The sequence below is a fragment of the Stenotrophomonas maltophilia group sp. Smal13 genome, assembly GCF_030236855.1.
GTDB lineage: Bacteria > Pseudomonadota > Gammaproteobacteria > Xanthomonadales > Xanthomonadaceae > Stenotrophomonas > Stenotrophomonas maltophilia_A.
The window spans coordinates 198716-218797 of the sequence record NZ_JASJSQ010000001.1; the positions used below are offsets into that span (position 1 = coordinate 198716).

15 protein-coding genes and 2 pseudogenes are annotated in these 20082 nt (G+C 67.1%); 14 read left to right on the forward strand and 3 right to left on the reverse strand.

Annotated features, from left to right (window positions below; all coding sequences use genetic code 11):
* Window positions 1-17: 17 nt before the first annotated feature.
* The 9 genes from QRO95_RS00930 (at window position 18) to QRO95_RS00970 (ending at window position 9667) form a co-directional block, all read left to right on the forward strand.
* Complete coding sequence (locus QRO95_RS00930) at window positions 18-1268, forward strand: NAD(P)/FAD-dependent oxidoreductase (protein WP_032129172.1); 1251 nt, start codon at window positions 18-20, stop codon at window positions 1266-1268.
* Window positions 1256-1813 (forward strand): DUF3261 domain-containing protein, encoded by a 558-nt coding sequence (locus QRO95_RS00935; RefSeq protein WP_107433485.1) that lies wholly within the window; start codon window positions 1256-1258, stop codon window positions 1811-1813. Before QRO95_RS00930 ends, QRO95_RS00935 begins: the two co-directional genes overlap by 13 nt.
* The gene (locus QRO95_RS00940; RefSeq protein WP_012512463.1) at window positions 1810-2994 is read left to right on the forward strand and encodes a beta-ketoacyl-ACP synthase; all 1185 of its coding nucleotides are present in this window, start codon (window positions 1810-1812) and stop codon (window positions 2992-2994) included. Before QRO95_RS00935 ends, QRO95_RS00940 begins: the two co-directional genes overlap by 4 nt.
* Window positions 2991-3446: a dehydratase gene (locus QRO95_RS00945; RefSeq protein WP_032129169.1), complete on the forward strand. Its 456-nt coding sequence runs from the start codon at window positions 2991-2993 to the stop codon at window positions 3444-3446. The genes QRO95_RS00940 and QRO95_RS00945 overlap by 4 nt, the downstream gene beginning before the upstream one ends.
* Window positions 3443-4174, forward strand: a complete 732-nt coding sequence (locus QRO95_RS00950; protein WP_285301502.1) for a 3-ketoacyl-ACP reductase FabG2 — start codon at window positions 3443-3445, stop codon at window positions 4172-4174. Before QRO95_RS00945 ends, QRO95_RS00950 begins: the two co-directional genes overlap by 4 nt.
* Entirely contained in the window at window positions 4174-5412 is a 1239-nt protein-coding gene (locus QRO95_RS00955) for a beta-ketoacyl-ACP synthase (RefSeq protein WP_032129167.1), read from the forward strand. Before QRO95_RS00950 ends, QRO95_RS00955 begins: the two co-directional genes overlap by 1 nt.
* Before the next feature lie 62 nt (window positions 5413-5474).
* On the forward strand, window positions 5475-5915 hold the full coding sequence (locus QRO95_RS00960) for a hypothetical protein (RefSeq protein ID WP_049398675.1): 441 nt from the start codon (window positions 5475-5477) through the stop codon (window positions 5913-5915).
* A gap of 160 nt (window positions 5916-6075) precedes the next feature.
* On the forward strand, window positions 6076-6336 hold the full coding sequence (locus QRO95_RS00965; RefSeq protein WP_010482302.1) for a YcgL domain-containing protein: 261 nt from the start codon (window positions 6076-6078) through the stop codon (window positions 6334-6336).
* The gene (locus QRO95_RS00970; RefSeq protein WP_197615842.1) at window positions 6329-9667 is read left to right on the forward strand and encodes an ankyrin repeat domain-containing protein; all 3339 of its coding nucleotides are present in this window, start codon (window positions 6329-6331) and stop codon (window positions 9665-9667) included. The genes QRO95_RS00965 and QRO95_RS00970 overlap by 8 nt, the downstream gene beginning before the upstream one ends.
* A 209-nt stretch (window positions 9668-9876) precedes the next feature.
* Here the strand turns inward: QRO95_RS00970 and QRO95_RS00975 are convergent, their stop codons facing one another.
* Window positions 9877-11655 (reverse strand): monovalent cation:proton antiporter-2 (CPA2) family protein, encoded by a 1779-nt coding sequence (locus QRO95_RS00975; protein WP_285301503.1) that lies wholly within the window; start codon window positions 11653-11655, stop codon window positions 9877-9879.
* Between the two features lie 341 nt (window positions 11656-11996).
* On the opposite strand from QRO95_RS00975, the gene mgtE reads away from it, so the two are divergent.
* Both mgtE and QRO95_RS00985 read left to right on the forward strand, forming a co-directional pair.
* Window positions 11997-13367 (forward strand): magnesium transporter, encoded by a 1371-nt coding sequence (mgtE, locus tag QRO95_RS00980; protein WP_125893373.1) that lies wholly within the window; start codon window positions 11997-11999, stop codon window positions 13365-13367.
* Between the two features lie 143 nt (window positions 13368-13510).
* Window positions 13511-16231, forward strand: a complete 2721-nt coding sequence (locus QRO95_RS00985; protein ID WP_154264788.1) for a bifunctional acetate--CoA ligase family protein/GNAT family N-acetyltransferase — start codon at window positions 13511-13513, stop codon at window positions 16229-16231.
* A gap of 63 nt (window positions 16232-16294) precedes the next feature.
* Here the strand turns inward: QRO95_RS00985 and QRO95_RS00990 are convergent.
* A pseudogene (locus QRO95_RS00990) lies at window positions 16295-16402 on the reverse strand (YbjQ family protein); the annotation flags it as partial.
* A 972-nt stretch (window positions 16403-17374) separates the two neighbouring features.
* Here QRO95_RS00990 and QRO95_RS01000 point away from each other — a divergent pair.
* From QRO95_RS01000 to QRO95_RS01015, 3 genes and pseudogenes are all read left to right on the forward strand, one after another.
* Entirely contained in the window at window positions 17375-17752 is a 378-nt protein-coding gene (locus QRO95_RS01000) for a hypothetical protein (protein WP_285301504.1), read from the forward strand.
* A gap of 362 nt (window positions 17753-18114) precedes the next feature.
* A pseudogene (locus tag QRO95_RS01010) lies at window positions 18115-18405 on the forward strand (ATP-binding cassette domain-containing protein); the annotation flags it as partial.
* Window positions 18406-18445: 40 nt separating this feature from the next.
* On the forward strand, window positions 18446-19153 hold the full coding sequence (locus QRO95_RS01015; RefSeq protein WP_285301505.1) for an alpha/beta fold hydrolase: 708 nt from the start codon (window positions 18446-18448) through the stop codon (window positions 19151-19153).
* A gap of 113 nt (window positions 19154-19266) precedes the next feature.
* Here the strand turns inward: QRO95_RS01015 and dkgB are convergent, their stop codons facing one another.
* Window positions 19267-20076 (reverse strand): 2,5-didehydrogluconate reductase DkgB, encoded by an 810-nt coding sequence (dkgB, locus tag QRO95_RS01020; RefSeq protein WP_180845439.1) that lies wholly within the window; start codon window positions 20074-20076, stop codon window positions 19267-19269.
* Window positions 20077-20082: the final 6 nt, after the last annotated feature.

Genomic DNA, 20082 nt, shown 5'->3' on the forward strand with positions numbered 1-20082 from the left:
GCAACAAGGACGCACCGATGAATACTGCTGTGGATGCTGTCGAACGTACTGAAATCCTGATCATCGGTGCCGGTCCGGCCGGCTCGGTGGCCGCGGCGATGCTGCGCCAGCAGGGCCGCCAGGTGCTGATGCTGGAGCGCCAGCAGTTCCCGCGCTTCTCCATTGGTGAAAGCCTGCTGCCGCAGAGCATGGAGTACATCGAAGCGGCTGGCCTGCTGCAGGACGTGGTCGAAGCGGGCTTCCAGCACAAGAACGGCGCCGCGTTCGTGCATGGCGAGGCGCGCACCGCGTTCGACTTCAGGAAGAAGTTCTCGCCAGGCTGGGGCACCACCTACCAGGTGCAGCGCGCCGACTTCGACAACGTGCTGGCGCGCGGTGCCGAGCGCATGGGCACCACGCTGCGCTTCGGCGATGAAGTACTTGCGGTCGAGCCGGGCGAGCAGCCGGCGGTGACCGTGCGTCGTCCGGACGGCAGCGAGTACCGCATCGAGGCCGATTTCATCCTCGATGCATCCGGCTTCGCGCGCCTGCTGCCACGCCTGCTGCAGCTGGAATCGCCGTCCAACTTCCCGGTGCGCGGCGCGATCTTCTGCCACGTGCGCGACAACATTCCGGCCGAAGCGGACTTCGATCGCAACAAGATCCTGATCACCACCCATCCCGAGCACATCGACGTCTGGTACTGGACGATCCCGTTCTCCAACGGCTGCTGCTCGCTGGGCGTGGTCGCCGAGCCGTCGTTCTTCGAACGCTACGAAGGCGACGACCTGCAGAAGCTGCAGGCCATCGTCGGCGAGGACCCCAACCTGACCCGGCTGCTGGCCAACGCCGAATGGGCGGTGCTGCCGGTGCGTCGCATCACCGGTTACTCGGCCAATGTCAGCTCGTTGTGGGGCCCGGGCTACGCCCTGCTGGGCAATGCCGGCGAGTTCCTTGACCCGGTGTTCTCCTCCGGCGTCACCATCGCCTTCAAGTCCGCGCAGCTGGCCAGCGAATGCCTGGCGCGCCGCTATGCCGGCGAAACCGTCGACTGGGAAGCTGAATTCTCGATCCCGCTGCGTGCCGGCGTGAAGACCTTCCGCCGCTTCGTGGAAAGCTGGTACGAGGGCGGCTTCCAGAAGATCATCTACCACCCGCAGCAGCAGCCCGAAGTACGCGACATGATCAGTTCCATCCTGGCCGGCTACGCCTGGGACACCAACAACCCGTATGTGGCCGACGAAAGCGGCCGCCGCATGCGCGTGCTGGAGCAGCTGTGCAGCGCCTGATCGCCCGTACCGCGGCCGTGCTGCTGTGCCTGCTGCTGGCCGCCTGTGCCGGCCGCATGCCCAAGCCATTGGTGGAACTGCCGCCGCTGCGCCTGTCGCCGGCCAGCCTGCCGGCGCCGCTGGCATTGCAGCAGCAGCTGCATTTCCGTTTCGGTACGCATGAGCGCGACCTGGATGCTCTGCTGGAAGCCGATGCGCAGCAGGTGCAGCTGGCGGTGCAGGCGATGGGCCAGACCGGCGTGCGCCTGCAGTGGGACGGCCAGCAGCTGACCCAGCAGCGCGCACCGTGGCTGCCGCCGCAGGTGCGTGCCGAGCGCGTGCTGGATGACCTGCAGTTCGCGCTGTGGCCGACCGCGGCCATTGCCGCCGCGTTGCCGGCAGGTTGGCAGGTCAGCGATGACGGCCGGCAGCGCAGCCTGTCGCGCGACGGCACGGTGTGGCTGCAGCTGCAGCGCCTGGACGATGGCAGCGTGCAGTTGGACAACCGCGCCGAAGGCTACGCGCTGCGCATCGAATCGATCGACATGGCCGGGCAGGACCGATGAGTGCACCGATCTACCTGAACGACCTGGGCGTAGTCTGCGCGCTCGGCGATGGCCGCGCCGCGGTCGCGTCGGCGATGTTCGCCGATGTGCCGGGCGGGCTCAGCGACAACGACAGCCTGCTGCCGGGGCGCACCCTGGCGCTGGGAGAGGTGCGCACGCCGCTGCCGGCGCTGGAGGACCTGCCGGTGGCCCTGCGCGGGCGCAACAACGCCCTGCTGGACGTGGCACTGGCGCAGATCGCACCAGCGGTGGCCGCCGCGATCGCCCGCCATGGTGCCGAGCGTGTGGCGGTTGTGCTGGGCACCAGCACCTCGGGCATTGGTGAATCCGAGCAGGCCCTGCGCACCCACGCCGAACAAGGCCAGTGGCCGCAGGGCTTCGATTACGCCCAGCAGGAAATGGGCACCGCCGCGCAGTTCGTGCGCCAGCGCAGTGGTGCACAGGGGCCGGCATGGACCCTGTCCACCGCCTGCTCGTCCAGCGCCAAGGCGCTGATGTCGGCCGCGCGCATGCTGCGCGCCGGCATCGTCGATGCGGTGATTGCCGGCGGTGCCGATTCGCTGTGCCGCTTCACCGTGGCCGGCTTCAGCGCGTTGGAATCGGTGTCGGCCCTGCGCTGCAATCCGTTCTCGCAGCACCGCGCCGGCATCAACATCGGCGAGGGCGCCGCGCTGTTCCTGCTTACCCGCGAGCCGGGTCCGGTGTGCCTGGCCGGGTGGGGCGAATCGGCCGATGCCCATCACATGTCCGCCCCCGATCCGCAGGGGATGGGGGCCATCGACGCCCTGCAGCAGGCGCTGCTGCGCGCCGGCTGGGGCGCCGACGAAGTGGATTACGTGAACCTGCATGGCACCGCCACCGGGCACAACGATGCGATGGAAAGCCTGGCGGTCTCGCAGGTGCTGGGCAATGGCGTGCCGGCCAGTTCGACCAAGCCGCTGACCGGCCATACGCTGGGTGCTTCGGGCGCGATCGAGGCGGCGCTGTGCTGGATCCTGCTGGCCGAGAACCCACAGCAGCAGCTGCCGCCGCACTGGTGGGACGGCGTGCCCGACCCCGCACTGCCGGTGCTGCCGCTGGTCGCGCCGGGCTCCTGCCTGGCGCAGGCGCCGCGGCGGGTGCTGAGCAATTCGTTCGCCTTCGGCGGCAGCAATGCCGTGCTGGCACTGGAGCGTCGATGAACACGCTGTACGCGATCGAGGACGTGGTGCCGCACCGCCAGGACATGTGCCTGCTGGAGCGCATTACGCAGTGGGACCAGGACACCCTCGAGGCTGAACTGGTAGTGCCCGAATCCGGCCTGTTCGTGGAGAACGGCGAAGTGCCGGCGTGGGTCGGCATCGAATACATGGCGCAGGCCATCGCGGCCTGGGCCGGCTGCCGTGCGCGTGCGGCCGGCAAGCCGCCGCAGCTGGGCTTCCTGCTCGGCAGCCGCCGCTACAGCAGCGCGCGCAGCAGCTTCCCCAGCGGTTCGCGGCTGCGCGTACAGGCGCGCTGCGAGCTGTTGGGTGACAATGGATTGGGGATGTTCGCCTGCCGCATCCTGGCGGGCGAGGACGAATGGGCGACAGCCAACGTGTCGGTGTTCGAACCGGCCGACGCGATGGCCTATCTGGAGAGTGGACAGGCATGACAGGGAATCGAAGCGTGCTGGTGACCGGCGCCAGCCGGGGCATCGGCCGGGCCATCGCGCTGCGCATCGCGCGCGATGGCTTCGACGTGGCGGTGCATTGCCGCAGCCGCCTGGAAGAGGCACAGGCCGTGATGGCCGAGATCCAGGCCTTGGGTCAGCAGGCCCGCGTGCTGGCGTTCGACGTAGCCGACCGCGAGGCCGCACGCGCCGCGCTGGAGGCCGATGTCGAAGCGCACGGCGCGTACTACGGCGTGGTCTGCAATGCCGGTATTGCCCGTGATGGCGCCTTCCCGGCGCTGTCGGCGGAGGATTGGGACCAGGTCATCCACGCCAACCTGGATGGCTTCTACAACGTGCTGCATCCGCTGATCATGCCGATGGTGCGGCGGCGCAAGCCGGGCCGCATCGTCACCCTGTCGTCGGTGTCCGGGCTGGCCGGCAACCGCGGCCAGGTCAATTACAGTGCCGCCAAGGCCGGCATCATCGGTGCCACCAAGGCGCTGGCGCTGGAACTGGCCAGCCGCCAGATCACCGTCAACTGCGTGGCCCCGGGCCTGATCGAGACCGAAATGCTCAACGATGAAGTGATCGAACACGCGCTCAAGCTGATTCCCGCCGGCCGCGTCGGTCGTCCCGACGAAGTGGCGGCCACGGTGGCGTTCCTGCTGTCCGAACCGGCTGGCTACATCACCCGCCAGGTGATCTCGGTGAACGGAGGCATGCTCTGATGGCTGCCGATCGTCGCGTGGTGGTCACCGGTGCGGCCGCCATCAGTCCGCTCGGCCACGACTGGCCGACCATCGAAGCGCACCTGCGCAGCTGCCGCAATGCCGTGCGCACGATGCCCGAATGGGATGTCTATGCCGGCCTGAACACCAAGCTGGCCGCGCCGGCGCAGGACTTCGAGCTGCCGCCGAACTACAACCGCAAGACCACCCGCTCGATGGGCAAGGTCGCGATCATGTCGGTGCGCGCCACCGAGGTGGCACTGCGCGAGGCTGGCCTGCACGAGCACCCGGTGCTGCGCAGTGGCCGTACCGGCGTGGCCTACGGTTCGTCCTCGGGCAGCCACGAGGCCACCGGTGAATTCGGCCGCATGCTCAACGAGTTCACCACCGACGGCATCAGTGCCACCACCTACCTGAAGATGATGAGCCACACCGCGCCGGTCAACATCGGTGTGTTCTTTGGTTTGTCCGGGCGCGTCTACACCACCTCCAGTGCCTGCACCTCGGGCAGCCAGGGCGTGGGCGCGGCCTACGAAGCGATCCGCAGCGGCAAGCAGACGGTGATGGTGGCTGGCGGTGCCGAGCAGCTCGATGCCACTGCCGCGGCAGTGTTCGACACCCTGTTCGCCACCAGCGTGCGCAATGATGCGCCGCAGACCACGCCGCGCCCGTTCGATGCCGGCCGCGATGGCCTGGTGCTGGGCGAGGGTGCCTGTACGCTGATCCTGGAAGACCTGGAGCACGCGCAGGCACGTGGTGCCACCATCCTTGCCGAGGTGGTCGGCTACGGCACCAACAGCGATGGCCAGCACGTCACCCAGCCCAGTGCCGACACCATGGCCCAGGCCATGCGCCTGGCGCTGGAGGATGCCGGGCTGGACGCGGCGCAGATCGACTACGTCAACGCCCACGGCACCGCCACCGACCACGGTGACATCGCCGAGACCCAGGCCACCGCGCAGGTGTTCGGCAGCCGCATGCCGATCAGCTCGCTGAAGAGCTACGTCGGCCACATGCTAGGCGCCTGTGGTGCGTTCGAGGCCTGGATGAGCATCGAGATGATGCGCGCCGGCTGGTTCGCGCCCACCCTGAACCTGGCCGAGGTCGATCCACGCTGCGGCCAGCTCGACTTCATCACCGGGCAGGGCCGTGAACTGCAGGCCGAGTACGTGATGAGCAACAACTTCGCCTTCGGTGGCATCAACACCTCGCTGGTGTTCCGCCGCTGGCGCGAGTGATCCACCGCCCCACCGCCGCTGTTCCCGCAACCTACCCGCACCCTCGACAAGGAGATGTTCCGATGCGCCGCACCCTGATGATCGCCACGGCCACCGCACTGCTGGCCCTGGCCTCCACCGCTTCTGCCCGCGATACCCGCGTGGAGCAGTCCCTGCAGGAACTGATCAGCTCGCAGGCTGCCAAGGACGCCGGCATCGACGGCAGCGTCCGCTTCTACCTGGCCGGCCAGCCGGTCAGCGTGCAGCAGCGCCTGGGCGAAGACGTGACCAACAAGAAGACCAACGCCGCCAACAAGAGCGATGCCGAGGCCTGCCGCTGGGTCGCGCTGTCGGCGCTGCGCGCGCTGCAGGACGGTGCCAAGTCGCGTGGCGCCAACGCCGTGGTCGACATCGTCAGCTACTACAAGAAGAACGAGTTCAAGAGCAGCACCAACTACGAATGCTATGCCGGTGCGATCCTCGCCGGTGTCGCGCTGAAGGGCACCTACGCCAAGGTCAAGTAAGCGCCCGTGTGGCGGCGGCGTTGGCTGAACGCCGCCGCCACATTGCTGAATCCCGCCGGGGAAACGCCGCCGATCACGCCGCCATCGTCGGCTGACGGCTTTCCCCGGTGTCGGCTTTCCGACACAATCATGGCTCTTCCCGGGTTATCGTCCCGCGGACATGCACGCCTACGTCTATAAAAGCCAACTCAAGCCGGACACCTACGTCTACGTTCCCCGTCGCGATGATTTCAGCGCGCTGCCTGCGCCGCTGCTTACCTCGCTGGGGACGCTCGCCTTCGTCCTGGACGTGGCCCTGGATGCCCAGCGCCGCCTGGCCCAGGCCGATCCGGAAAAGGTCCGCAGCGAAATGAGCGAGCGCGGGTTCTACCTGCAGGTGCCGCCATCGGTGGCCAGCCTGATGCCGCGCCACTATGACTGACACGTCCCGTCCGCGCGCCCTGTCGATCGCCTTCGCCGGAGGCGCCGTGCTGGCGCTTGGCGCCGCTGTGGGCGGCGTTCCAGGCGCCATCCTTGCGGCACTGGCGCAGCCGGCGTTCGCGCTGGGTGTGTCGTGGTGGCGTCGCAGCCGCGCGCTGCTGCCGCTGAAGATCGTCGCGCGCCAGGACCTGCCGGCGCTGCTGGCGTTGTGGACGGCAGCGCCGCTGTTGCTGGCGCTGCTGCTGGCCTGGCCGCTGGCGGCGCTGCGTGACAGCGGCAGCCTGGCCGCGGTGCTGGGCCTGAGCGTGCTGGTCAGTGCCGGCCTGCTGGCGGCCTGGCGCACCTGGCCGCTGTGGAACGATGTCGAACGCCTGGATGGCAATCTCGCCCAGCATTGGCAGGCGCTGGCCGGACGCGACCTGACCGCCTGGCGCGGTCTCGGTGTCGCCGCGCTGGTGATCGCGCTGGCCGCGCTGGTGGTGCTGCCGGCCTGGCCGGGCCTGTTGCCGGAAGGCGCGCGCTGGCCCGCCGCGCTGGCGGTGGTGCTGCTGTCTCCCGTGCTGCACCTGCTGCTGCAGCGGGTGGCGCCGGCACCCTTGGTGTCGCTGCGCGCGAGCCCGTTGGCCAGCGCCGGTAACGAGCACGAACCGATGTTCGCCGCTGCGGCCGAAACCGCGCCGCTGGAGGCGATGGCGCCGCAGGAGCTGACCCCGGCCCTGTATGAAGCCGCCCGCCATGGCCGCATCGACCGGGGCCTGCAGCTGCTGCAGGCCGGTGCCGATCCGTATGCGCTGCCGGACCCGAACTGGCGCGACCAGCGCAGCCTGGCGGTGCTGGCGGCGGTGCTGCCCGACCTGCGCCTGCTGCGCGAACTGATCGCCCGCGGCGTCGATGTGAATGCGCCGCACCGGGGCATGACCCCGCTGCTGGCCGCCACCCGCGACAGCTGGCACGGCCGTCCCGAAGCGGTGATGACCCTGCTCGCCAACGGTGCCGATTCGCGTGCCATCGACAGCGATGGCAACACCCCGCTGCACCATGCCGCGCGCAGTTCCGACCCGGGCGTGGCCGCGCTGCTGCGCGATGCCGCCGCCGAAGTCGACGCGCTGAACAACGAGGGCTGGTCGCCGCTGGCCGTGGCCTGCCAGGTCGGCAACTGGCGCCTGGCCCGCTTCCTGCTCGAACGCGGTGCGCGCAGCGAACCGGCCGAAGGCACCCCGGTGTTGCTGGCCGCGGCCGCCACCGAAGACGACGATCCGGCCGGCGTGCAGCTGCTGCTCAAGCACAAGGCGCGGGCTGACGCGCGTGATCGCCAGCGCCGCAGCGCGCTGCATGAGGCCGCACTGGCTGGCCACGTCGAGATCATTGGCGTGCTGCTGGGTGCCGGTGCCAATCTGGAAGCGCGCGATGCGCTGGGCCGTACGCCGTGGCTGGAAGCGGCCCGTGCCGGTCGCGCTGCCGTGGTCGAGCATCTGCTGCCGCACAAGCCGGATCTGGTTGCGGTGGACGGCGAAGGCCGCAATGCGGTGCAGCTGGCGGCGATGGCCGAGGATGTCTCGCCATTGCTGATCAAGCGCCTGGTCGAGCTGGGCATCGCCGCCGATGCCACCGATCCGGTTGGCCGCCGTGCGGTGGACTACGCCGCCGAAGCCGGTCGCTGGGCGATTGTGGCGCTGCTGGACCCGTCCTATCCGTTGCCGGCCGCCGTCAGTGATGGCCTGGCCGAGCGCGGCGAAGCCGCCAGCGCCAGTGGCCTGCTGCCGGACCGTCCGCCGTTGACCCTGCTGCGCGAGGCACTGGGCTTCGGCAACACCGATGGCATGGCGGCGCTGGCCAAGCTGTGCCAGCCGGAAGAACTGGGCGGCCTGCTGCTCGATCCGGAGCTGGCGCTGGAACCGCGTGCGGTCGACTGGCTGCTCGGCCACGGCGCCGACCCCTATGTGCGTGACGCCTGCGCCGACACGCCGATGTTCGCGCTGCTGTCGCGCGGCATCGACGCGGTGCCTGCGCTGCAGGTGATGCTGCAGAGGGGCCTGTCACCGGCCGGTCGCGGTGGCCTGGCGCGCTTCCTTGCCGCCTGCGCACAGCACGACCAGGCCGCCCGTGGCCTGGAGCAGCTGGCGCTGGAACTGCTGGAACGTGGTGCCGATCCGTTCGCGGCCTCGCCGGCGGGTGATCCGCCGCTGTCGCTGGCGGTGCGTCTGGGCTGGCTGCGCCTGCAGCAGGCCCTGCTCAAGGCCGGTGTCGATCGCGAAGCACGCGACAGCCACGGCATGACCGCATTGCATCTGGCCACCGCATTGGCCCGCGAAGGCGCGCTGAAGCTGCTGGTGCAGCACGGTGCCTCGCCGGAAGCACGTGCCGCCGATGGGCAGACGCCGCTGGGCGTGGCGCTGTCGATCGGTCGCCGTGACCTGGCCGACTGGCTCGACTGGCGGGTGTGGCCGTTGCCGCGCCGCACCCTGCGCGAGGCCGATCTGCCGGCCGCTGCGATGGCTGGTGACGTCGATGCGGTGCGCCGCCTGATCGATCTGGGATTTGCCGTCGACGCAGTCGACGCACAGGGCTGCACCGCGCTGCTGCGTGCGGCCGGTGGTGGCCATCTGGCAGTAACCGACCTGCTGCTGGCACGCGGCGCCGATCCGCAGCACGCCGCTGCCAGTGGTGCGACGCCGCTGTCGGCGGCGGTCAGCATGCGCCAGGTGGACATCGTTTCGGCCCTGCTCGACGCCGGTGCCAAGCTGGAACACCGCCTGCCGGGCGGCGTGACCGTGCTGATGCTGGCCTCGGCGCTGGGCCTGCCGGACATCGTCGCGCGCCTGCTCACCGCCGGTGCCGACGTGCATGCCGGTGACGCGCAGCAGCTGGGCCCGCTGCACTGTGCCGCGCTGTACGGTTTCAGTGCCCGCGACCGCTCGCGCCTGCTGGCCCTGCTCGACACCCTGCTGCTGGCCGGTGCCGAACCGGACCAGGCCGCTGCCGGTTCGGTCACGCCGCTGCTGCTGCTGCTGGGTGCGCGTGCCGAGCCGGGTACCGCCTGCGACGAGCAGGTGGTGATGGCGGCGGTAGAGCGCCTGCTGGACGAGGACGTGAGCCTGGAGGTGCGTGATCCGCGCGGTTTCGGCCCGCTGCATCTGGCCGCCCTGCACGGCCTGCCACTGCTGGTGCAGCGCCTGCTGCGCGCCGGTGCCGACCCGGAAGTGCGCGACAGCCTCAACCGCAGCCCGCGCGAGATCGCGGTGATGCGTGGCTTCATCGACGTGGCCGGCGAGTTCGAACCGCGCGTGCCGGGCGTTTCGTCGATGGCGCGGTTCCTGCGCGACAACGGCTGATCGGGACCCAGTAGATCCACGCCATGCGTGGATGATCGTGTCCGGAATCCAAAGCATCCACGCATGGCGTGGATCTACTGCCGGAATCCGCAGTGGGTAGTGCCGGCCGCTGGCCGGCAACCTCATGAAACCACCGGAATCCCGAGGCTGCCGGCCAGCGGCCGGCACTACCGCAATCTGTGGTGGGTGCCGACCGTTGGTCGGCACGCCTACTTGCCGTCGCTTTCCGCGTCGGCCTCGAACAGGTGCATCAGGTCGTTGCGTGCATCGCGCGAGGTCTGGATCACCGCCGCCTCGTCGTCGTACACCAGGTACTGGTCGCGCAGCAGCTGCTCGTCATGCTCACGGAAGCGCTGCACGTGGCGTTCGGCCACTTCAGGTGCAACACCCAATGCAGTCAGCACGCGCCCGCTCATTTCCAGGCTGGTGCCGAACACTTCGCGGAACGGCTCGGCCGACATGTCCATCAGGCGCCACGCATGCTGGCGGTTGCGTGCGCGCGCCAGCACCTTCGCGTCCGGGTACAACCGGCGCACCATGCGCACCGCGCGCAGGTTGGTCTCCGGGTCGTCCACGGTGATCACGAACACATCGATGTGCTCGCCGCCGGCCGCGCGCAGCATCTCCGGCCGGGTCGGGTCGCCGTAGTACAGCTGGTTGCCGAAGCGGCGCAGGTCGGCCACGGTATCGGGGTTCGCTTCCAGTGCCACGAACGGCACCTTCTGCGCGGTCAGCAGGCGCGCGATGACCTGGCCGAAGCGGCCCATGCCGGCAATCAGCACCTTCGGCCGGTTGTCCGGCGCCACCTTGTCGGCCTCGGCTGCCTCGCGCGGCGTTGCCTTCTCCTGGCCGAGCAGCTTGAGCAGCGCGATCATCAGCAGTGGCGTGATCGCCATCGACAGGCCGACGATCGCCACCAGACGGTCATGGTTGGCGTTGCCCAGCAGGTGCGCGCGCTGCGCTTCGTTGAACACCACGAAGGCGAACTCGCCGCCCAGCCACAGCACGCTGCCCAGCAGCAGCGAGTGCCGTGAACTGAGCTTTGCGATGCGCCCGATCACGTACAGCAGGCTGAATTTGACCACCAGCAGGATCGCCACGCCGGCGGCGATCAGCCACGGCTCGGCAACGATGCGGTCGAGGTCGATGCCCATGCCCACCGCAATGAAGAACAGGCCCAGCAGCAGGCCCTTGAACGGCTCGATCTGCGCTTCCAGCTCGTGCCGGAACTCCGAATCGGACAGCAGCACGCCGGCCAGGAACGCACCCAAGCTGGGGCTGAGGCCGGCCTCCTGCATGAACCAGGCGGTGCCCAGTACCACCAGCAGCGCGGTGGCGGTGAACACTTCCGGGCTGCGGGTGCGCGCGATGATGCCGAACACCTTGCGCAGCACCGGTCGTCCGCACAGGATCACCACGGCCAGCGCGCCGAGGGCCACGGCGGCGTCTTCCCAGCGCAGGGTCTCGTTCTTTACCCCGCCCAGCAGCGGGATGGCCGCCAGCAGCGGAATCGCGATCAGGTCCTGGAACAGCAGGATGGCGAACCCGAGCCGGCCATGGTCGCTGTTGATCGACTTGTGTTCTGACAGCAGCTGCAGGCCGACCGCGGTGGATGACAGCGCCAGCGCCACGCCCACCACCAGCGCGCTTTTCCACTGGAAATGGTCGAGCAGCAGCAGGCCGCCCAGCACCAGCCCGGACAGCGCCACCTGTGCCGCACCGGCACCAAACACCGAGCGCCGCATCACCTTCAGGCGGGCCGGCGACAGTTCCAGACCGATCACGAACAGCAGCATCACCACGCCGATCTCGGCGGCGCCGAGGATGCGGTCGGCGTCCTGCACGAAGCCCAGCCCGTCCGGGCCCAGCACCACACCGGCCGCCAGGTAGCCCAGCACCGCGCCGAAGCCGAACTTCTTGAACACCGGCACGGCGATGACCGCCGCCAGCAGCAGCACCAGGGCCAGTTCCAGACCACCGCTATGCATGGGAATACCTGGTCATCGGGGAAGCCCGCAGTGCGTCCGTTCGGGTGGGGGAAGGGGAGGCGAGTGCCACCGCGTCATTATGCGCGCCGGCCTGTGTATGCACGAGAACAACTCGCCGGCCGTCGGCGCGGGGTGGCCGGGTTGACCTGCATGGCCCACGGGTCCAGACTGCCCGCCGCTGGCGGCGCGTCCGCCGGCACACGCATCCCGGAGTCCCCAACCCATGTCCAGCGACAGTAGAAGTCGACCTCGTTCGACGCCAGCGATGGCCACCGCCTGACATCGGGACGGTTTGCCTGCGTTGGCGTTGCGCGAGGTCGCACCCCCACAAGGCAAAACCGATGAACCAGAAGCAATTGCTGCGCCCGGTGGCCGATGCCGCCGCACTGGCTGCACCGCTGGCGAACTACAACACCGCCGACGCGGTGGAATTCCTCAATACGCTGGAACTGACCCGCGCCGCGGAAACGCTGGCGGCGCTGCCGTTGCCGCGTGCAGTGAAGATGCTGGAAGCGCCGGAGCTGCACCGCAGTGGCGAACTGGTGGCCGCGCTGCCGCCGGCGCGGGCTGCGGCGCTGCTGGGCCTGATGGCCGATGACCGCGCCACCGACATCGTCCACGAGCTGGATGAGGAAGAACGCGCGCGGCTGATCCCGCTGCTGGGCACCGACGCCCGCCAGGCCATCCAGAAGCTGCTCAGCTACCCACCGAACACTGCCGGTGCGCTGATGACCACCGAGTACGTGGCGGTACCCGCAAGCTGGACCGTTGCGCAGACCCTGCAGCACATCCGCCAGGTCGAGCGCACCCGCGAGACGGTGTACGCGATCTACGTGCTGGACCCAGCCAGCCAGCAGCTGCAGCAGGTAGTGACCATGCGCCGGCTGATCACCGGCCTGCCCGAGGAATCGATCCTGGATGTGGCCCAGGTCAATCCGCCGGTGACCGTGGATGCGCTGATGGACCAGGAGGAAGTGGCGCGGCTGATCCGCCGCCACGACCTGCTGGCGATCCCGGTGGTCGACGCGCAGCAGCAGATGCTTGGCATCGTCACCGTCGACGACGTGCTCGATGCGCTGATCGAGGAATCCACCGAGGACGCGCACAAGTTCGGCGGCATGGAGGCACTGGACAAGCCCTATATGCAGATCGGCTTCTTCGAGATGCTGCGCAAGCGCGCCGGCTGGTTGAGCGTGCTGTTCCTGGGTGAGATGCTGACCGCGAGCGCGATGCAGCACTACGAGGATGAACTGGCGCGCGCCGTAGTGCTGACCCTGTTCATTCCGCTGATCATGAGTTCGGGCGGCAACTCCGGCTCGCAGGCCACCTCGCTGCTGATCCGCAGCCTGGCACTGCGCGAACTGCGCCTGCGTGACTGGTGGAAGGTGGCCCTGCGCGAAGTGCCCACCGGCATGGTGCTGGGCGCGATCCTTGGCTGCCTGGCCATCGTGCGCATCGTGATCTGGCAGCTGGGCGGCCTGCACGACTACGGCGAGCACTGGATCCTGCTGGCGATCACCATCGGCGCCGCGCTGGTCGGCATCGTCACCTTCGGCTCGCTGTCCGGCTCGATGCTGCCCTTCATCCTGAAACGGCTCGGCTTCGACCCGGCCAGCGCTTCGGCGCCGTTCGTGGCCACTCTGGTGGACGTGACCGGCCTGGTGATCTACTTCAGCATCGCCGCGATGATCCTGCACGGCACGCTGCTGTAAGCCGGAACCATCGTGCTCTGGTAGCTGCCGACCTTGGTCGGCATGCAGAACAAAAAGGGGACGGAGGGGATTAAGTCGTTTAAGGCACATGAGGCACAAACGACTTAATCCCCTCCGTCCCCTTTTTTGGGTACCGTAGGCGCATGAGTACCTACCACCTGCAGTCCGTGTTTCGTCCGCAGTCGGTCGCGGTGATCGGCGGCAGTCCACGTGAGCGTTCGGCCGGGCGCGCGGTGATGCGCAACCTGCGTGGCACCGGCTTCCCCGGCAAGGTGGCCTGGATCAACCCGCGGCATGCCGAGATCGATGGCATCCGCACGATCAAGCGGTTGAAGGATCTGGACTGGGTACCGGACCTGGTCGTCATCACCGCACCGGCGGCGATCGTGCCGCAGGTGGTGCGCACCGCCGCCGAACGCGGCGTGCAGGCCGCGATCATCCTCACCGCGCACCTGGGCGAAGGCCCGGGCTCGTTGTCGGAACAGGTGGAAACGGTGGCGCGCAAGCATGGCCTGCGCATCCTGGGCCCGCACTGCCTGGGTGTGATCGCACCACATGCACGGCTCAATGCCAGCATCGCCGCGCACTTCCCGCAGGCCGGTGACCTCGCGCTGATCTCCGAATCCTCGGCCATTGCCGCTGCGCTGGTGGAATGGGGTGTGGCGCGCTCGGTCGGCTTCTCCGCCGTGGTCTCGCTGGGCGACACGATGGACGTCGACTTCGGCGACCTGCTCGATTACTTCGCCACCGACTACCGTACCCGCGCCATCCTGCTCTACGTCGAGCAGATCAAGGATGCGCGCAAGTTCATGTCGGCCGCGCGTGCCGCCGCGCGTGCCAAGCCGGTGGTGGTGGTGAAGTCCGGCCGTGCCGAGCGCGTGCAGCCGGGCAGCCGCGATACCCATGTGCAGGCCCTGGCCCGCGCCGATGATGTGTACGGTGCTGCCTTCAACCGCGCCGGCCTGCTGCGCGTGGGGGCGCTGGACGAGCTGTTCACTGCCGCCGAATCGCTGGGTCGGTTGGGGACGTTCCCCGGTCGCCGCCTGGCCATCCTCAGCAACGGTGGTGGCGTGGGTCGCCTTGCGGTGGACCAGCTGATCGCATTGCGTGGCACGCTGGCCAACCTGTCCGACAGCACCATCGAGAAACTCGACGCGGTGCTGCCGCAGGGCTGGTCGCGCAGCAATCCGGTGGACATCGTGGTCGATGCCGATGGTGACCGCTATGCCGCGGCCATCGAAGCGCTGCTGGCCGACAACGAGAATGATGCGGTGATGGTCGTCAACGTACCGACCGCATTCACGTCATCGGCGGACGCGGCGCAGGCGCTCACCCGCACACTCGGCCTGCGCCCGCGCCATCACCGCGACAAGCCGGTATTCGCGGTGTGGCTGGGCAACGACGATCAGGCCACCGCCACGCTCAACGCGGCACGCGTCCCGACCTACCCGACCGAGGCCGAAGCCGTACGTGGCTTCCAGCACCTGGTGCGCTACCGCGAAGCGCAGAACGCGTTGATGGAAACGCCGCCCAGCCTGCCGCAGGATTTCAGTGTCGACACGGCCGCCGCGCGCGCACTGGTCGATGCCGCGCTGGCCAACGGCCAGCAGTGGCTGGACCCGCTGGCCACCCATGAACTGCTCAAGGCCTATGGCATTCCGTCCGCGCCGGTGATGCATGCGCGCGATGCGCACGAAGCGATGGACCTGGCGCAGCCGCTGCTGGAACGCGGTGCCACGGTCGCACTGAAGATCCTGTCGCCGGACATTCCGCACAAGTCGGAAGTGGATGGCGTGCGCCTGAACCTGTCCACGCTGCCGGCGGTGCAGAGCGCGGCCAACGCGATCCTGTCGCGCGCACGCCAGCTGCGGCCGGATGCACGCATCGATGGCCTGCTGGTACAGCCGACCATCGTCCGCCCGAAGGCGCGCGAACTGATCGTCGGCATCGCCGATGACGCGACGTTCGGTCCGGTGATCGTGGTCGGTCGCGGCGGCACTGCCGTCGAAGTGATCAATGACAAGGCGCTGGCGCTGCCGCCGCTGGACCTGCGCCTGGCCCATGAGCTGATCGGCCAGACCCGCGCCTCGCGCATCCTCAAGGCTTACGGTGACGTGCCGGCGGCTGACGAGCGCGCACTGGCGCTGGCGCTGGTGAAGCTTGCACAACTGGCTGCCGATATCCCCGAGGTGCGCACGCTGGACATCAACCCGCTGCTGGTCGACGGCAAGGGCATCCTCGCCCTCGATGCCCGCGTAGCGGTGGCGCCGTCGCGCATCCTGCACAAGGGCCGCGGCCATCCACGTTTCTCGGTGTTCCCGTACCCGAAGGAGTGGGAGCGCACCATCGAGCTGTCCGATGGCGGCCGTGCCTTCGTGCGCCCGGTGCGGCCGGAGGACGACGCACTGTTCCGTGCGTTCTTCGCCCGCGTCAGTGACGAGGATCTGCGCCTGCGTTTCTTCCAGTCGGTGAAGCACTTCAGCCACGAGTTCATCGCGCGCCTGACCCAGCTCGATTACGCACGCTCGATCGCGCTGGTGGCGATCGAACCGCGCAGCGGCGAAATGCTGGGTGCGGTGCGCCTGCACGCCGATGCCGATTACCACCGTGGCGAGTACGGCATCCTGATCCGTTCGGACCTGAAGGGCCACGGCATCGGCTGGCGGTTGATGGCGATCATGATCGAGTACGCCAAGTGGCTGGGCCTGGACGTGGTCGAAGGCCAGGTGCTGCGCGAGAACAGCACCATGCTGGCGATGTGCCAGAGCCTGGGCTTCAAGACCAGGCTGGATCCAGACGATCCGACGGTGATGATGGTGACCCTGCCGGTGCAGCAGGTCGAGGTGCCGGCACCGGACTTGTAGAGTCGAGCTTGCTCGAATGTCGTCATCGGGAAGCAGTCGAGCAAGCTCGACTCTACGGCCAGGTTAGCGGAGGGGCTCCACCACCACCGCCGTGCCATAGCACAGCACCTCGGTCAGCCCGGTCATCACGTCGGTGGCGTCGTAAAGCAAGCTCATGCTGATGATTGCGCTGCTGTCAGTCGTTCTGACGATTGAATACAGACTACAACGATGGCTTGTACCCTGCGCCAGTGACGTCCGAATGGTCCACGCATGTCGGCGTACCGGGTGCCTGCTGTGTCTCTTGCGTAGGAGTGACTGAATCACCAGAAGGAAAGAAGCGGCTACTGACGCATTTCGCTCTTCAACTCAGCGAAGAAGCAACGCTACCATTGCGCCACTGCGTGGCAGCGACCCTTCGTGACCTTACTGAAAGAAGATGTTTCCCGATGTTGCAGGCATGAGGAAATTTGTGAGGATCCAAGGTATCAGCGAAAAGACCTTCGCCAGCTGCGTGTGCTGCCTAGCTATGGTGGCCGCAACTGCAGGCGGTCGGATCTTGCCGTTCTTGTTCATAGGAGCGGTTGTCATTGTGATAGCCAGGCGTGCCGACGTCAGGCGCGAGCGGATTCGGGAAGAGCACGCGTCGAAATGATCACTTTGCAAGGATGCCGCTTGAGCTGCTCCTGCGGCTGATTCCCGCAAGGGCGCCAAGTCCGTACTGGTTTCAATGCGGCAGCTGATGGACCAGAGCAATCGTCATGACTCTTCTCGACGCTTGGCATGGAGTCCGCGCGAGTCATGCAGGGTATCTTGACCTGAGAACGACTGATGAGCCGGTCGAACAGCCGCATCGAATCAATCTCGTGCAGCGCTTACTACATGCCCGGATCGCTCAATGCACATCACTGCTGCAGCAGGCGGGTCCATCTCGTAAAGGAGAATCTCGCGCCGGGTCTGCTTGGGCTTGCCCAGGCCCTGCGCATCCCCAAATGTCAGTCGTATGATGTATTCCACTATGCGACTTAATAGTGTCCCCCAACGCCGAAATCCGTGGCGGGCACTGCTGCACAGTTCGCAGGGAGCCGTTCAGAACATCCCTAGCTCTGGTAAATCATTAGCTGGATCGCGGCGCTTTCGCCCTGCGATCCTTTGAGGGTCGATATGAAGATTACTGATGGATTTGATGAGCGGCATGGCAGGTTCTATTTCATTTCCCTGGTAGCAATGGCGTTTGCCTCAGCGCTGATGCTGGTGGCGGCGCTTCGGGGTGCTGAGCCTTTGCAGGTTCCTCAGGAGGTCGGAGTTTTTGTTACCGCATTTTCGCTGTTGTGTTCGACGGCAAGTTACCTGTTAATAGGGAAAATTAAGTGCTCGTTCCTGCTGCTTGGAATTTCGGCTGCCGTATTTTCTGCCGCTCTATGGTCGTTCGGTGCGCCTTTGTCGTTCGTGCTGCTTTTGGCACTTCCAGCTCTGCTCTTGTCTTTCATTTCAGTTATTTTTCGGGATAAGGTAGATGTGCAGATCGAGAGGGATGACTAGCGCTCTGTATCTATAGATTGGTTTGTTTCTAGTCCATCGATGACTGATAGCTGTGCGAGATTTGTCGTCCTCATGGCCTGCATCTACGGACGTTCTGAACAACTATTTCGGTAGTACCGTCCGCTGGCCGGCAGCCTGAGAGACAATAGAGGCACACGTTGAGAAGCCATCCATGCAGCTGACATTTGGCGATACGCAGGGTCTGGGCAAGTGCAAGCAGACCCGGCGCGAGATTTTCCTTTACGAGATGGACCCGCCTGCTGCAGCAGTGATGCGCATTGAGCGATTCGCGCATGTAGTTGGCGCTGCACGAGATTGATTCGATGCGGCTTTTCGCCCGGGTCAGCGAGCTTGATGCGATCCCGGATGACCAGTTGTTTGCCGGAAGCATTGCCGACAACATCAGCGGCTTCGATAGCGGCTTCGATAGCGGCTTCGATGAACAGCGCATCGAGGAAACTGCTCGGATGGCAGCCGTGCACGACGATATCGCGGGGCTGCCGATGGCTTATCACGGTCTTATCGGAGACATGGGCAATTCGCTTTCAGGCGGTCAGAAGCAGCGCGTGGTTCTGGCCCGTGCCCTCTACCGCCGGCCTCGGATTCTGTTTCTGCATGAGGCCGCCAGCCATCTTGATGTCATGCGCGGTCGCTGGCATGGCGCCGCCACCGCACCGGCGCGACAATACCCCCATGACCGACCGTATCCCCCTGTTGCTGCTGCCCGGCCTGCTCAACGATGCCGAGCTGTGGCGCGCACAGTTGGCTGACCTGGCCGACATCGCCGATTGCACGGTGGGTGACCAGACCCGCGGCGAAACCCTGCAGGGCGTAGCCGAGGACGTGCTGGCGCAGGCGCCGGAGCGCTTTGCGCTGGCCGGTTTCTCGCTGGGCGGTTTCGTCGCCCAGCAGATCCTGCGCATCGCGCCCGAGCGCGTGCTGAAGCTGGCGTTGATCGATACCTCGATCCATGCCGATTCGCCGGAACGTGCCGAGCAGCGCCGCAGCCAACGTGCCAGCGTGCGCTTGCCGGGAAAATTCCACGGCTTCGGTGACGTGCTGATGCGCAGCTACATCGATGCTTCTCGGCTGGATGACTACGTGCTGGTGCAGCGTGTGCGCGACATGACCGCGCGGTTGGGCGCCGAAGTGTTCCTGCGCCAGAGCGCGCTGGAGCGCCGCGATGGCCACGATGTGCTGGCCGGGTACCGCGATCCGCTGCTGATCGTCTGCGGCGCAAACGACCGCATCACGCCGCTGGCGGTGAGCGAGGAGATGCACGCCCTGGTGCCGCACTCGCAGCTGGTGGTGGTGCCCGATTGCGGGCACCTGGCACCGATGGAAAAGCCGGACGAGGTCAGTGCGGCCATGCGTGGGTGGTTGCTGCAAGGCGAGGGATAGCTCTGCCTTTGGTAGGTGCCGACCTTGGTCGGCACGATGTGTCATCGACTGACCAGAGGCCAGTGCCGACCAAGGTCGGCACCTACGATTCCGATACGTAACCCCAGTTGGGATCAATCCCAGGCCGGGGCAATCCCTTCCGGATTCGCGAGGCGATGGCCGCGATCCAGCTTGGCGATCTGCGCCATGTCTTCGTCGGTCAGGCGTACGGCCGCTGCTTCCAGGTTGGCTGCCAGGTTTTCGCGCTTGGTCGACGACGGAATGACCGAGAAGCCCTGCTGCAGCGCCCACGCCAGCGCAACCTGCGCCGGCGTAGCCTGGTGACGGCCGGCAATGGCCTGGATCACCGGGTCCTTCAGCACTTCGCCATAAGCCAGACTCATGTAGGCGGTGATGTGGATGCCGTTGTCCTGCAGGAACTTCACCAGCAGGCGGTTCTGCAGGTACGGGTGGATCTCGATCTGGTTGGTGGCGATGGCCTCGGCGCCGAGGATCTCGATCGCCTTGCGGGTCTGCGCGATGGTGAAGTTGGAGATGCCGATCGCCTTGGTCAGCCCTTGCGCCTTGGCCTCGGCCAGTGCCGGCAGGTATTCCTCCATCGGCACATCGACCTTGTCATTCGGTGACGGCCAGTGGATCAGCGCCAGGTCGACGCGGTCGGTGCGCAGCTTCTCCAGACTGGCACGCAGGCTGGCCAGCAGCGCATCGCGCTTGAACTCGGTGATCCACACCTTGGTGGTCAAGTACAGATCATCACGCGGCACGCCCGACTCGGCGATGGCCTGGCCGACTTCGGCTTCGTTGCCGTAGATCTGCGCGGTATCGATGGCGCGGTAGCCGACCTCCAGTGCATTGCGCACCGAGTCGATCACGGTCTGGTCTTTGAGGCGGAAGGTGCCGAGACCGAAAGCGGGGACAGTCATGGGAAG

Coding starts and splice junctions, on each gene's coding strand:
- QRO95_RS00930 (WP_032129172.1), top strand. CDS start 18: ATGAATACTGCTGTGGATGCTGTCGAACGTACTGAAATCCTGATCATC.
- QRO95_RS00940 (WP_012512463.1), top strand. CDS start 1,810: ATGAGTGCACCGATCTACCTGAACGACCTGGGCGTAGTCTGCGCGCTC.
- QRO95_RS00945 (WP_032129169.1), top strand. CDS start 2,991: ATGAACACGCTGTACGCGATCGAGGACGTGGTGCCGCACCGCCAGGAC.
- QRO95_RS00950 (WP_285301502.1), top strand. CDS start 3,443: ATGACAGGGAATCGAAGCGTGCTGGTGACCGGCGCCAGCCGGGGCATC.
- QRO95_RS00955 (WP_032129167.1), top strand. CDS start 4,174: ATGGCTGCCGATCGTCGCGTGGTGGTCACCGGTGCGGCCGCCATCAGT.
- QRO95_RS00960 (WP_049398675.1), top strand. CDS start 5,475: ATGCGCCGCACCCTGATGATCGCCACGGCCACCGCACTGCTGGCCCTG.
- QRO95_RS00965 (WP_010482302.1), top strand. CDS start 6,076: ATGCACGCCTACGTCTATAAAAGCCAACTCAAGCCGGACACCTACGTC.
- QRO95_RS00970 (WP_197615842.1), top strand. CDS start 6,329: ATGACTGACACGTCCCGTCCGCGCGCCCTGTCGATCGCCTTCGCCGGA.
- QRO95_RS00975 (WP_285301503.1), bottom strand. CDS start 11,655: ATGCATAGCGGTGGTCTGGAACTGGCCCTGGTGCTGCTGCTGGCGGCG.
- mgtE (WP_125893373.1), top strand. CDS start 11,997: ATGAACCAGAAGCAATTGCTGCGCCCGGTGGCCGATGCCGCCGCACTG.
- QRO95_RS00985 (WP_154264788.1), top strand. CDS start 13,511: ATGAGTACCTACCACCTGCAGTCCGTGTTTCGTCCGCAGTCGGTCGCG.
- QRO95_RS01000 (WP_285301504.1), top strand. CDS start 17,375: ATGAAGATTACTGATGGATTTGATGAGCGGCATGGCAGGTTCTATTTC.
- QRO95_RS01015 (WP_285301505.1), top strand. CDS start 18,446: ATGACCGACCGTATCCCCCTGTTGCTGCTGCCCGGCCTGCTCAACGAT.
- dkgB (WP_180845439.1), bottom strand. CDS start 20,076: ATGACTGTCCCCGCTTTCGGTCTCGGCACCTTCCGCCTCAAAGACCAG.